This is a genomic window from Lysinibacillus pakistanensis, from assembly GCF_030123245.1.
In the GTDB taxonomy this organism is placed as follows: domain Bacteria; phylum Bacillota; class Bacilli; order Bacillales_A; family Planococcaceae; genus Lysinibacillus; species Lysinibacillus pakistanensis.
Genome location: NZ_CP126101.1, coordinates 1,705,031 through 1,717,982, shown reverse-complemented (window position 1 = coordinate 1,717,982; position 12,952 = coordinate 1,705,031). Strand labels below are relative to the sequence as shown.

The 12,952-nt window shown below is 38.0% G+C and carries 10 protein-coding genes and 2 pseudogenes; 3 read left to right on the top strand and 9 right to left on the bottom strand.

The window, feature by feature from the left end:
- The first annotated feature begins 3 nt into the window (after positions 1 to 3).
- Both QNH24_RS08135 and QNH24_RS08130 read left to right on the top strand, forming a co-directional pair.
- Entirely contained in the window at positions 4 to 1,173 is a 1,170-nt protein-coding gene (locus QNH24_RS08135) for a PucR family transcriptional regulator (protein ID WP_283871563.1), read from the top strand.
- A 312-nt stretch (positions 1,174 to 1,485) separates the two neighbouring features.
- Positions 1,486 to 1,978, top strand: a pseudogene (locus QNH24_RS08130) (aldehyde dehydrogenase family protein); the annotation flags it as partial.
- 154 nt (positions 1,979 to 2,132) lie between these two features.
- Here the strand turns inward: QNH24_RS08130 and QNH24_RS08125 are convergent.
- From QNH24_RS08125 to QNH24_RS08105, 5 genes and pseudogenes are all read right to left on the bottom strand, one after another.
- Complete coding sequence (locus tag QNH24_RS08125; protein WP_283871561.1) at positions 2,133 to 2,483, bottom strand: DUF378 domain-containing protein; 351 nt, start codon at positions 2,481 to 2,483, stop codon at positions 2,133 to 2,135.
- Between the two features lie 230 nt (positions 2,484 to 2,713).
- On the bottom strand, positions 2,714 to 3,199 hold the full coding sequence (locus tag QNH24_RS08120; protein ID WP_283871560.1) for a methylated-DNA--[protein]-cysteine S-methyltransferase: 486 nt from the start codon (positions 3,197 to 3,199) through the stop codon (positions 2,714 to 2,716).
- Positions 3,183 to 4,100 carry a DNA-3-methyladenine glycosylase family protein gene (locus QNH24_RS08115; RefSeq protein ID WP_283934528.1) on the bottom strand — a complete coding sequence of 306 codons (918 nt, stop codon included), beginning with the start codon at positions 4,098 to 4,100 and terminating at the stop codon, positions 3,183 to 3,185. The genes QNH24_RS08120 and QNH24_RS08115 overlap by 17 nt, the downstream gene beginning before the upstream one ends.
- Positions 4,097 to 4,664 (bottom strand): annotated as a pseudogene (locus tag QNH24_RS08110) (bifunctional transcriptional activator/DNA repair enzyme AdaA). Before QNH24_RS08110 ends, QNH24_RS08115 begins: the two are co-directional and overlap by 4 nt.
- Before the next feature lie 21 nt (positions 4,665 to 4,685).
- Positions 4,686 to 5,456: an isocitrate lyase/PEP mutase family protein gene (locus QNH24_RS08105; protein WP_283871558.1), complete on the bottom strand. Its 771-nt coding sequence runs from the start codon at positions 5,454 to 5,456 to the stop codon at positions 4,686 to 4,688.
- A gap of 343 nt (positions 5,457 to 5,799) precedes the next feature.
- Here QNH24_RS08105 and QNH24_RS08100 point away from each other — a divergent pair, with 343 nt between their 5' ends.
- On the top strand, positions 5,800 to 7,575 hold the full coding sequence (locus tag QNH24_RS08100) for a sensor domain-containing diguanylate cyclase (protein ID WP_283871557.1): 1,776 nt from the start codon (positions 5,800 to 5,802) through the stop codon (positions 7,573 to 7,575).
- Between the two features lie 236 nt (positions 7,576 to 7,811).
- On the opposite strand, the gene dinG is transcribed toward QNH24_RS08100, so the two are convergent.
- The 4 genes from dinG to panB all read right to left on the bottom strand — a co-directional run bounded on the left by dinG (position 7,812) and on the right by panB (position 12,785).
- On the bottom strand, positions 7,812 to 10,580 hold the full coding sequence (dinG, locus tag QNH24_RS08095; RefSeq protein ID WP_283871556.1) for an ATP-dependent DNA helicase DinG: 2,769 nt from the start codon (positions 10,578 to 10,580) through the stop codon (positions 7,812 to 7,814).
- A 129-nt stretch (positions 10,581 to 10,709) separates the two neighbouring features.
- Complete coding sequence (panD, locus tag QNH24_RS08090) at positions 10,710 to 11,093, bottom strand: aspartate 1-decarboxylase (protein WP_054770312.1); 384 nt, start codon at positions 11,091 to 11,093, stop codon at positions 10,710 to 10,712.
- 1 nt (position 11,094) lies between these two features.
- Positions 11,095 to 11,949, bottom strand: a complete 855-nt coding sequence (gene panC, locus QNH24_RS08085) for a pantoate--beta-alanine ligase (protein WP_283871555.1) — start codon at positions 11,947 to 11,949, stop codon at positions 11,095 to 11,097.
- Entirely contained in the window at positions 11,949 to 12,785 is an 837-nt protein-coding gene (gene panB, locus QNH24_RS08080; protein WP_283872770.1) for a 3-methyl-2-oxobutanoate hydroxymethyltransferase, read from the bottom strand. The genes panC and panB overlap by 1 nt, the downstream gene beginning before the upstream one ends.
- Positions 12,786 to 12,952: the final 167 nt, after the last annotated feature.

Here is a 12,952-nt window from a genome sequence, read left to right as displayed (position 1 = left end):
AATATGGGGACGATTCGCAAAATTGTAGAGGGAGTTCAATTCCCAATGCTCACATTAGTAGCTGGCCATAGCGGAACGTATCGAAGAGTGACTGGGATTAACGTCGTAGAGAGTAGCGATTTAATTATGTTTTGCAGACCTAATGAATTAGTTGTCACTACAGGTATTAATTTATCTTTACAGGGAGAATCCTTAGAACAGCTTGTTCAACTAGCATTCTCTAAAAAAGTAGCAGGTTTTATCATAAACCTTGGTCCTTACATTCCAAATATACCAGAATCAGTCATCACTTTTGCCAATGAACATGATTTCCCTATTTTTCAAATGTCATGGAGTTATCGGATTGCCGATTTACTCAAAACAACCTTTCAATTTATTGCCAATCAACAGCAAGAACTTTCAATGGAAGAAAAGGTCCTTTACAACTTACTTTTTCACTACAAGGACAACGACAACAGGCTGAAGGATCAATTATTACAGTTAGGATTTCCACAGGGTAGAGAGCTAGCTATTATCTCTTGTACAACCATTGGAGGACAGGCTAGTATTGATCGCTATGAGGTCATCCTTCAATTTGCATTTCAAAATAAATATCAACGCTTTCTAAAACTAAAGCATAAAAATCACCTCATCTTTCTTATCGATAAAGCACAAATTCATACATCAAATACACCCTTCTCAAAAATAGTGGAAGAAATCTACGAAAAAATCACACTAAAAAATGGTTACTTAGATCTTTTTATTGGTAAAGGAAACTACTATAAAGAGCTTGATAATGTCTACAAAAGTTACGAAGAAGCCTTAACGGTGACTCAATTAGCCAAACTTCATAACAATCGTTTCTTATACAAATATAAGGAAATTGGTGCCTATCAAATTATCATGGCTGTACAAAATCAAACGTTAATTAAATCGTTTAACGAAGACATCTTAGGTCAGCTCTATCGCTACGACGACTTGCATGACACGGATTATGTACAATTTTTACGTATTTTTCTTGAGGAGAATGGTAGTACTAGTAAGATTAGTGAACGTCAATTTATCCACAGAAATACAGTTCTGTACAAAATAAAAAAAATAGAAACACTATTAGATATGGATTTAAGCAATCCATTTACAAAAACAAATCTCTATATCGCATTTTTAATTGAGGATGTACTAGCACACCAATAACATTGGATTTTCAATCAATAGACCCCTTCTAAATCATTCTATGTATTCATATAAAGTACAAATGGGTGGACTATGTATGTTGTTGCCTCCTATAAATGCATGCTTGAAAGGAGTAAGTTAGCGTCCCAATGTAACAAGTCGAAATTGCTATGTCAAGAATGAGCAGTATGTAGCGTTGTTTATAAAAACCATCTAATTTAAGGAAAAGATGAATTTAGTTGCACGCTCTAACGGGATAGGCTTTTTATCGGGGGGAAATATACCGCTTCCTTAAAGACGCTACTTTCTTAAACAAATTTCTGGAGGTTTTGAATGGTAAGAAATACCGAAGTAAAGGAATTAGGTCACTTTATTAATGGTAAGGTTGTTGTAGGTAAAAGTGGTCGCTTTTCAGATGTATACAATCCCAGTTCAGGTATTGTTATTGCAAAGGTTCCGCTAGCCACTAAGGGGGTAGTAAAAGAGGCAATGTACGCTGCTCAAAAGGCTTTCCCAGCATGGCTCACCCTATATACTGGAAAACGTGCTGAAATTATTCTCAAATTCCAACAATTACTAACTGATCGTATGGATGCCTTAATGAACATGATATGTAAAGAAAGCGGAAAGACCCTTATTTGTTCAACACCTGTTGCTGATATCATTTATACGACAAGGTTACAGCTTTAGGCAGCGGTAATAATATGGTTGTCTTGCCAGACGCAGATTTAGAACAGGCTGCAAATGCATTTTTAGGTGCTACCTATGGAGTTGCCTCTCAACGCTTATGGCGATGCCTGTGGGTGAGGAGACGGCTAATAAGCTTTCCGAAAAATGGCTTGAACAAGACAATGAATCTGCTTCATCTTTCGCCTTTCCAAAATAATCATTAAAGCAAGGCGTAAGCTGCTCTTCTGCTTACGCCCTGTCTAGCGCAAAAAACTGACGAACCAAATTGGTCACCAGTTTTTAAATCGCGATTACTTTTTGTTTTTAGACTTATTGGTAGGCTCTTTTTTTTCTACTTTCTTCACTTCAGTTGTTTCTACTTCAGTGAAATCCGCTTCTTCGCCAGCCTCCATACCGTAACTTGGATTTCTGTCTATACGAGTATGCGGATCAAAGTCTTCATCCTCCTCAAAACGCTTCATAAGAATCGGTATGGTTATGATTCCGGCTATCCCGACTAATGCATAAATCCATCTTGATAATACTGCCGTTTGCCCACCGAACAAATAAGCTACTAAATCGAACCTAAAGAATCCTATGAGTCCCCAGTTGATGGCACCAATAATGACTAACACTAAGGCAATTCTATAAACTACGCTCACCTCTACACCTCCTTCATTTGTAATAAGAAGCCCGGATTGCTTCTAGACAAAAAAGTCCAGAAAAACTGTCATAACAGAGATAAAACTACAAATACTGATTGTAATCAAATCGCTTATTTTGACGGTCTTATTTTTTGCAATAACCGCTGTTTTATACAAAGGGCATTAGTTCTTACAACAAAGATAGGTATAAAGTTTTTTCGTTTAAAGAATTTCCTAGAATTTAGAAGTTATTTTGGATTCAGATGTGAGTTTTCGTGCTGAAGTAGCCACTCTTTTCTCCACAGCCCACCTTCATAGCCTGTTAATGTTCCATTTGAGCCTATTATGCGATGACAAGGGACAACGATACTCAATTTATTTTTGCCATTTGCACTACCCACAGCTCTTACCGCTTTTTCATTGCCAATTGAAACAGCAATGTCTTTATAGCTTGCTGTTTCACCATAAACAATATTTGTTAAGACATTCCATACATTTTTTTGAAAGACGGTTCCCTCAAAATCATAGGGAAAGTTAAATTCTTGACGCTCACCCATAAAATACTCATGTAATTGATGATGGCATTCAACCAAGATCTGCGGTGTATCTTTATGAGGGACATTTATAAGCTGCCCCTGCTCTGAAAACATAATAGAAACTATATGTGTGGCTGTTCCCTCTATTTCAAGTATGCCAATAGGCGATTGATAATCTAATTTATAGCGTTTCATCATATAAAGACCTCCATAAATAGAAGGTGGCATATGCCTGCCAGCCTGTCCAATGCATGGCGTAACTAGTGATTTCTTCAATTGTTGGCTTCTGATTTAGTGCTAATTGCCTTTTTAAAGCATTATGAAGTCCCACATCTGCTATGGGAAATGACTCTGGTTGCAGTAAGCATTTCATGAGCACATAGTCAGCTGTCCAGGCACCGACTCCCCTAATCGATACTAAACATTTTTTCATTTCATCATAGGTTGCTTTTATAAGCAATTTTTCTTTCGATAATTGTCCAATGGCCATCATCTTAGCGATATCGATAATATACTCTGATTTTCTATGGGTAAACTGTAATTGACGTAAATCATCCACCTGGATTGTCGAAATTCTTTCGGGCAATGGGAATAGCCAGTAGGTTTCTCCCTTAAACATCACACTTTCCCCAAATTGCTCCACAAATCTTCTCTTTAATGAGTATGCAAATGTTAAGTTAATTTGTTGTCCACTAATTGCCCAAACGAGTGCCTCAAATAAATCCGGCATGCCAATTATACGTAGTCCATAATAGTTTTGTACAAGAGGCTTCAATATACTATCCTCTTTAGCCATTTCATAAAAACTGCTCAAATCCTTTTCTAAATCAAACCATGCCCAAATATACCGAGCAATTTCTTCGTGACTTCCTTCAGATGGAACATGCATAGGAAACTCGACTTTGATTGAGTTTGATTGTAATTTAATTTGACATAAAATCGGTAGTCCATTTATTTTCAGCAATTTAAATAAATATCCATCCTTTATCCGATGCAGCACTTCCTGATTAGACCTTTTTAAGAAAATTAAACACTCTTCTGTATTGAATTCTTTTGGTGGATAAATCTCTATAAATTCTTTTTGGCTGATCCAATTCATCCTCTTCGCTCCTTTTCACGAAACTCACTAGGAGAGCATTGCTTCACATTTCGAAACACTTTATAAAAGTTTGAGGGACTTTGAAAGCCCGCCTCATAGCAAATTTCAAGATTAGAATAGCATGAGCTTTTTAAAAGGCAGGCAGCCTTATCTATTCGGATCTTTGCTAAATAACTACGAGGTGTTTCCCCAGTTTCTTGCTTAAATAGGCGTTCTAGATGAAATGGACTGATCCCGATATGATTCGCAATATCCTGCAAGGTTAGTCTTTGTTTATACCCATTGATTAAGTAGGCTAGTACATCTTTAATGAGCTGTGCATGGGGGGGAATGCTCAATCTCAGGCTTGCACCTTTTACATGCTCGAAAACCAGCGTTTTCAACCTTTTGTCTATCATCATAAAATTCTACATTTATTTTTTTGGGCTTTCTCGATTTACACGAGGGGCGACAGTAAATTTTAGTGGTTTTTACAGCCGTATAAAAGAGGCCGTCATACGTTTGATCACACCCAATAATTTTTTCCCACTTTTCATCAAATGAAAGGTTAATTTTCGTGCCCACTACATCCTTCCCCCCTTTATGTTATTTTTCAAATAAGCAAGCTGTATTTTGCTCCTTCAGTATTTGGGAAGCATTCATTTTTAAATAGGCGATTATTTTATCTGATAATGCATTGCCGAAGCTAAATCGTTTAACCCCTATTTCATTTAGTTTATGACAATCCGTTAGTCCTGGTAAAGAAAGTAGATTAATAGGGGCATCTATATCGGAAATTATTCCCTTAATTTCCTCTATATCAACCAATCCAGGAATAAATATACCACTCGCTCCGCTCTCTACATAGAACTTAGCTCTTTCGATTGTTTCATTGAATGGTTCCAGCATCTGAAAATAAGTATCTATTCTAGCATTAATATAAAAATCATGATAACCTCGATTATCTAACATCATTCTCATTGCTTCTAGTAGGTGACAGTGCTCCTTTACACTTCGTAAGCCTTTTTGCCTTTTTAATGAATCCTCGATATTGATACCAGCAACACCGATATCTGCTGTTCTTAAGACATTTTCTAAAATGGTTCTCTGATCACTTCCATAACCTGCCTCAATATCTGCGGATACAGGTATTTTTACATTGTCTGTTATGGCTTTAATAATTGACAAGTGGTGATCAAAATCAATTAACTGACCATCTGCATATCCTAATGAGTTGGCAATGCCCCAACTTGTTGTACCAATTGCTTTGAACCCAGCTTCTTCTAATAATAATGCAGATAATAAATCCCAAGCATTTCCTAGTAATAAAAGCTCTCTGCCTGTATGTAGTCGATGGAATTCCTGAATTTTTGACATTTTGTAGCCTCCTAATATTATATTAGCCATCATATTATCAGGAAATATACATTCAACTCGACCTCAATCTTGCTCTTATGGTCTGTTCATCTTTATGTTTTCTTTTATTGTCGTTACTAACATATAATATATTTACATAAAAAACTGGATTGATAGTAATCAATTATGCCTTAGCATAATTACGTCTGGAGGCTTTAACTTCTTTTTGCGGATGTTTGGACATCTCTGAAAATGAGCTTAAATTCGCATTATCTCACCCTCCATAGAGGTGGGAGACTTCTGCTGTAAGAAGTTAAATTATTTGCAAACCTTCTAGCTATCAAAATGACAGGAGAAAAGCTGAATGATGAAAAATAGCTTGATATTTTATTTTTTAATCTCACTACTATTTTTGCCGATTTCGACAGGTCATGCAGCGGAGAAAACAGACCGTATTATTTTAGGACAGCATTATGATATTTTTCGTGATACTGCGAATAAAGCTACCATAGAAGATTTAATAAGTGGTACATATGACAAATCCTTTGTTGCGAGCCATCAAGACTATTTATTTTTTTGGCATACAAAGGATACAATTTGGCTAAAATTACCAACCAAAGAGTTAATAACGAATAAGCAGGATTACTGGATTGAGATAACTGATAAGCTGGATAATATTGAGCTATATCTAGTGAAAGAAGATGGTTCCTATCATGTACAAAAGAGGGGAATATCGAATATTGATGAACGAAACATTCAGTATCGCTCTACTATATTTCATATTAATGATCCATCTGTAAAAGAAATTTATCTAAAATTAGATGGGATTATGCCAATAAGTGTAATCTCTTATCTGTATACAACGGATAGCTTTATTAATAGTGTAATTGGCTATAAACATTTAACAGGAATCTTTTATGGCTTTCTATCTGCACTCCTAATCTATAATCTTTTTTTATACTTTTCTTTAAAGGAAAGGGCCTATTTATACTATGTATTATATATGTTTAGCTTTATTCTTTATCAAGCAACATTGAATTCTTTAGATATTGAATTAGTAGGGCAATTAGTACCTTCCTGGATTTTATTCAAATCCTTAGTCATTAGCGGTAATCTATTATTTTTGTTTATGCTGCTATTTTGCTTAGAATTTCTTGAATTAAAAAAATATTTACCAAAGTTTCATATGGTAGGAAAGCTCCTTTTAGGAATAACTTGTCTTTCCTTAATGGCTGTGTTTATCATTCCTGATGTTTCGATTGCTAATAATTTTACAACTACTTTTGCAGTAGTGGTCTTTGTATTTCTTTGGTTATGTGGATTGTTTGTATTGATAAAAGGTCAAAAAATGGCTAGATTTTATATGATCGGCTGGACTGTTTTGCTCGGCTCCGTCATTGTTCAGGCATTAGCCTTTTTAAATATGATTCCATTTCATCCACGTATTTTTGAGGATATTCCCGCCATTGGTGCCATGTTTGAATCCATATTTTTATCATTAGCTTTAGGCGATAAAATCAACATTATCAAAAAAGAGCATCAAGAAATGCAGCAGATACTGAATGAAACCCTGGAACATAAGGTGCAAGAACGAACGCAAGAACTCGAAAAGGCAAAGTTGGAGCTTGAACACTTGGCAAATACAGACCGACTTACACAAATTCCAAATCGGGTACGGTTAGATTGTGTTTTAGAAGAAGCATTTGAACATGCGCAACAGCAAGACATACCGTTATCCATTATTCTCCTAGATATTGATTATTTTAAAGCAGTAAATGATGAATTTGGCCATCAAGTAGGAGACATAGTATTAAAAGAAGCTGCTGGTCTTCTCCAAGCCAGCATTCGCGAACAAGATACCATTGGAAGATGGGGAGGCGAGGAATTTTTGGTCATTTGCCCCAATACAACACTTAAACAGGCCGTACAACTATCTGAAAAACTTCGTCAACACTTGGAAAATTATCAATTCTCTATCGTAAAACGAAAAACTGGTAGCTTTGGGGTAACAAGCTATGTCAAGGGCGATTCCCTTCACACTTTATTATCAAGATGTGATAAAGCATTATATCAAGCTAAGGAACATGGTCGAAACTGTGTAGAATTTTTAATGGATGATCCCCAGGTCTCCTCTCAGTAAAGGTCAAAAACCCTCCCTACCAACAACAATACAATATTCTTGCCCTCATCGGTGTCTGTGAGGGCAAGAATATTGTTATTAATGCCCAGAGAGTATAGAGTTCCTTCGATTTTTCAACGGCTATACCCGCTTTTTGATCGGCTCTCCCAGGTTTTTGATCAGCTTCCCCTACTTTCTAAACAAAAACTTCCATAAAAAAACCCCTTTTAGCAATGGACTAAAAGGGATTTTACTATTTATTTTTGCCAATGATTCAACTCTTTTAACAGCTCTGGTAGCTGCAATTTCTTTACATCAATTGGTGGTAAAGCTTTGATAAATTCCTTACCGTACGATTTAGTCGTAATGCGACGATCCAGTACAATAAAGGCTCCTTTATCTTGGGACGAGCGAATTAGACGGCCAAAGCCCTGTTTAAAGCGCATGATGGCTTCAGGTAATGATAACTCATTGAAGGAATTGTGACCCTGTGCGGTAATATGTTTTGCCCGTGCCTTAAATACAGGCTCTTCCGGAGAGGAGAATGGCAAACGTACCACAATAACTGATGCAAGCGCGTCTCCTGGCACATCCACGCCCTCCCAAAAGCTGTTGGTGCCAAAGAGGACAGCATGGCTAAACTTTTGGAATGACTTTAGGATTCGCATGCGACTGCCTCCAGATACGCCTTGTGCAAAGAGCATATAATCATCAAGAAGTTCGCTATCCTGAATCAACTCTACTGTTTTACGAAGCATTTCTTGTGCAGTAAAAAGGACAAAGCATCGTCCCTCTGTCATACGCACTGTTCGGGTAATCGCGTGGGCGACCGCTTCAATGTATTCATCCTGTGATACATGTTGAATATCTGGCATATCTGTGACAATAAAGGCTTTTGCGCCAGCATAATAAGCCGGGGGTGCTTGTAGCTTTGTTATTTTAACACGATCAGCAATACCAAGCTGCCGAGTCACAAATCGCTCATTACCTGGCACCGTTAACGTTCCTGAAGTCCAAATAATACTTGCCTGCTTACGCAATGGTGCAAGCACTTTTTCAATAATTGGCGTAACATTTGCTGGCTTTTTAAAGGCATGAAGACTGCCTGGAACACTTCGCACATCAAATTCTAGCCAAACAGAATTTTCAGTCTGAGGGGACAAGAAAATTTCTTCCCATTCAGCAATTTTCAGCTTCATTTCACGAATCCAATAATGCCACTCCGATAATAGATAAAGCTCATTATTATCCAATTGCTCAATATTATTCTCAAATATCTGCCCTACTTCTGCTGCTAAATCAAGCCACTGCTGTGTAAGCTTACTCACCTTTAATAGTGGTTCTTTAGCTAAAGGCACATCCTCTAAAAATAGGGTGTATTTGCTACTTGCCTGTTTACTTTTGATTTGTTGCTGCATTTGTAGAACAGCGCGCTGAACAGTTTCATCAAATGTACGTTGCAGGCGTATAAATTGCGTATCTAATCGCTGCAAGCTTTGCATAGGGACTCGCTGCCTTTTCTTAGCGGCTTGACTAAACTGCTGAAATAAAGCAGTTTCTTCCATTATACCTATTTGACCAAAAATATACTTCCATTGTGTATAAGAGAAGACAACTTCATCCTGCTGCATTGTAGCTTGTATAAATTGATGGGCCTCATCAATAATCCAGCCATCTATTTGAGTAAAAATTGGTGTTTGCCGTACTAAATCACTGAGCACCATAGAATGATTGGTCACAATGCAATCAGCTGTCTCACTATTTTTTAATGCTTGCTCATAGAAATCAAAGCCCCTTGTTTTCTCGTCAGGCATTTTACGGATTTTCTCGATAAATAATTGCCCTCCACCAGAAACATTGAGCTCACTCAGGACGCCAGTTTCTGTTTTTGTAAGCCAAACTAAAATCTGTAAAATTGTAAAAGTATCATCATAGGATTCATCTGCGTAGGCCATACATTGCTCAAAGCGTGCAATATCAATATAATGTTGCATCCCCTTTAAAACAGCAATATTGACTTTTGTACCAAGAATTTTTTCAATCTTTGGTAGCTCCTCCTCTACAAGCTGCTCCTGTAGGTGTGACGTATATGTGCTTATGGCAATTTTTTTATTCACAGCTTGAGCATATAAAATCGCAGGTAATAAATAGCCCACTGTTTTACCAATACCTGTGGAGGCTTCAATGACACATTCTGTTTGTGCATTCAAGGCTTGCCAAATCGTATCCATCATTTCAAATTGTGCAGGTCTTTCTTCAAAATTTGGCATAGCCTTTGCCATTAACACTGTTTTTTCAGCTGCTGTCTGTGGATAAGTTACAATTTCTGCCTGACTAGTATGCTGTTTTCGTCCATCACATATTGCTAAATTCCGGTAGTAGGAAACATTTTCATTCCCCGTTACATGCTGACGTTTAATTTGAAGAGCCTCAAAAAACAGTTGGGATACATTTGATTTTAATCTAAATGATCGTTTATGCATTTGCTCTAGCGTTAGCTGTGGAAGCGCGAGTAGCTCCTTCCAGCAGCATATAAAAAGTTCAGCCGTTGCCAAGGCATCATCATCAGCACGGTGTGCATTTGCTAATGGTATATTTAGATCTGCTGCTAAATCACCTAGCTTAAAGCTTAGTGACATTGGGAACAAGATTTTGGCAAGCTCAACCGTATCCATCTTTTTCCCCTGCCATTTTGGTAAGCCAGCACGCTTAAACTCTGCTTGTAAAAAGGATAAGTCAAAATCTGCATTATGCGCGACAAATACACACTCAGCAAGCAGTTCATATATGTAGTCGGCATGTGCCTCAAACGGCAATGCATCCTTTACATCCTTATCCGTAATATGCGTTAAATCCTGAATAAAAGGCGGAATGGCTTTACCAGGATTAATAAACTTTGTAAAGGTACGCTCAATTTGCCAATCTTTCATAATTACAATGGCGATTTGAATCATTCGATCCCCATTTGCTGGAGAATGACCAGTTGTCTCCAAATCAACAATTGCATATTTTTGACTTTCCATCATACATCTCAACTCACAGTTCACATTAGATAGATGAATTTTATCATATATTTAGTTTAGCAGCATCCCTTTGCCTTTTAAGAATAGGCATAAAAAAGAAGCATGCACAATTTGTACATGCTCCCTTTTATGCTACATCACGGTTGCCTCTGGCTCATGGGTAATCATTTCTTTAATCGAATTGCCCTCACCCATAATTGCCACTGTTGGCTTATGCTCTTTGGCCTCTTTATTATCTACATACACATAAGAAATAATAATGACAATATCTCCACGCTGTACTAGACGTGCTGCTGCTCCATTAACACAAATAACGCCCGATCCACGCTCTCCTGCAATAATATAAGTTTCAAAGCGTGCCCCATTGTTATTATTCACAACATGCACTTTTTCATTTGGAAGCATACCTACTGCATCTAAAATATCCTCATCAATTGTAATAGATCCAACATAGTTTAAATCTGCTTGTGTCACTGTTGCACGGTGGATTTTACTGTTCATCATCATTCTTAACATTTTATAATCCCTCTTTCACATTAAAGATACAATTATCAATTAAACGAGTGCTACCAATATAGACAGCCGTAGCTAATAATACTTGCTCAGTGTTAGCAGTGACTGGTGTTAAATCTGGATACGCTAACAGCTCCATGTAATCTATCTTGCCATGAGTCTTTGCAGCAATATGTGCTTTCGCTTTCATAAGAGCGGTCTCTGCGTCTCCATTTGTTAAGAAGCTATCACGGGCTAGCTGTAGTGCTTCATAAATGGCAGGTGCCTCCAAACGCTCTGCTTCATTTAAATAGACATTTCGAGAGGATTTTGCTAAGCCATCCTCCTCACGTACAATTGGAACGACTCTCATTTCTAACGGATAGTTAAAATTACGAACCATTGTAGCAATTAGAGCAACTTGCTGTGCATCCTTCTGACCGAAATATGCTTTTGTTGGTTGTACTAGGTGAAATAATTTTGATACGATCTGTAAAACGCCATCAAAATGCCCAGGACGACTCGCGCCACATAGAATGGTTGCTTGTTCACCCGCATGAATACGAATGCCACCATCATAGGGATACATCTCCTCAACACTTGGTGCGAAAACGATATCTACGCCTGCTGAAGCTGCCAATTCCGTATCTCGCGGCAGGTCTCGTGGATAGCTTTCAAAGTCTTCGTTTGGTCCAAATTGCGTTGGATTGACAAAAATACTCATTACAACTACATCATTTTCAGCACGAGCTGTCTTTGCAAGAGTTAAATGTCCCTCATGTAAGTAACCCATCGTTGGAACTAGGCCAATTGATTGTTGATCTCGTTTCCTTGCTTGGATTTCAGCAGTTAGTGCTTGAATCGTTGTGACTACTTTCATTACTTTACGCCCCCATATAGCTGATCCAGTGCTTCCTCTTTCATCGTGAAGAAATGCTTTGGCGCTGGGAATGTTCCAGCCTTCACTGCAGTTACATAATCTGCAATTCCACGACTTGCCTCGTTCCCCATATCACCAAAACGCTCTACAAATTTTGGTACATGATGGGAGCCGTAGCCGAGCATATCATGATAAACCAATACTTGCCCATCAGCCTCTACTCCTGCACCAATACCAATCGTTGGGATGATTAGATTAGCAGCTAGCAACTCTGTAAGCTGATGTGGAATACATTCGACAACAACTGCACAAGCTCCAGCCTCTTGGCATTTTTTTGCATCTTCTAATAACTTCGTTGCCTGCTCTGCGGTTTTACCCTGAACCTTATAGCCACCAAGTACTCCTGCTGATTGTGGCAGCAACCCTAAATGTGCTACTACTGGAATACCAGCTGATGTTAATTTACGTATTGCTGGTATAACCTCATCAGCCCCTTCTAACTTTAGTGCATCCGCACCCGTTTCCTGCATCATAAATACAGCCGTTTTCAACGTCTCGTTTACATCACCATGATAGGAACCAAACGGCATATCCACAACGACAAACGTATCCTTGGCACCACGGCGCACTGCTTTTGCATGATGAACCATATCTGCTACAGTGACTGGCATTGTGGAGTTATAGCCCAGCACCACCATTCCTAGTGAATCGCCCACTAGAATCATATCAACATCCGCTTCCTCCGCGAATCTTGCAGCAGGATAATCATATGCAGTTAGCATAACAATTTTTTCACCTGCTCCCTTCATCTTTAAAAAATCTGAAGTAGTTTTCATCATGTAGTCCTCCTTTTTTAAGGGAAGAAAACAGAAAAAAACCCTTCCGTTCCTAAATGGACAGAAGGGTAGTGTTTCGTTCATAGTCAAAATTACCTCCTAGATTGCAATATCCATAAGAGGCCGTAACTTGATTGATTTATAGGCATATTGAACATTTAATAGCC

Coding starts and splice junctions, on each gene's coding strand:
- QNH24_RS08135 (WP_283871563.1), top strand. CDS start 4: ATGGGGACGATTCGCAAAATTGTAGAGGGAGTTCAATTCCCAATGCTC.
- QNH24_RS08120 (WP_283871560.1), bottom strand. CDS start 3,199: ATGATGAAACGCTATAAATTAGATTATCAATCGCCTATTGGCATACTT.
- QNH24_RS08115 (WP_283934528.1), bottom strand. CDS start 4,100: ATGAATTGGATCAGCCAAAAAGAATTTATAGAGATTTATCCACCAAAA.
- QNH24_RS08105 (WP_283871558.1), bottom strand. CDS start 5,456: ATGTCAAAAATTCAGGAATTCCATCGACTACATACAGGCAGAGAGCTT.
- QNH24_RS08100 (WP_283871557.1), top strand. CDS start 5,800: ATGATGAAAAATAGCTTGATATTTTATTTTTTAATCTCACTACTATTT.
- dinG (WP_283871556.1), bottom strand. CDS start 10,580: ATGATGGAAAGTCAAAAATATGCAATTGTTGATTTGGAGACAACTGGT.
- panD (WP_054770312.1), bottom strand. CDS start 11,093: ATGTTAAGAATGATGATGAACAGTAAAATCCACCGTGCAACAGTGACA.
- panC (WP_283871555.1), bottom strand. CDS start 11,949: ATGAAAGTAGTCACAACGATTCAAGCACTAACTGCTGAAATCCAAGCA.
- panB (WP_283872770.1), bottom strand. CDS start 12,785: ATGAAAACTACTTCAGATTTTTTAAAGATGAAGGGAGCAGGTGAAAAA.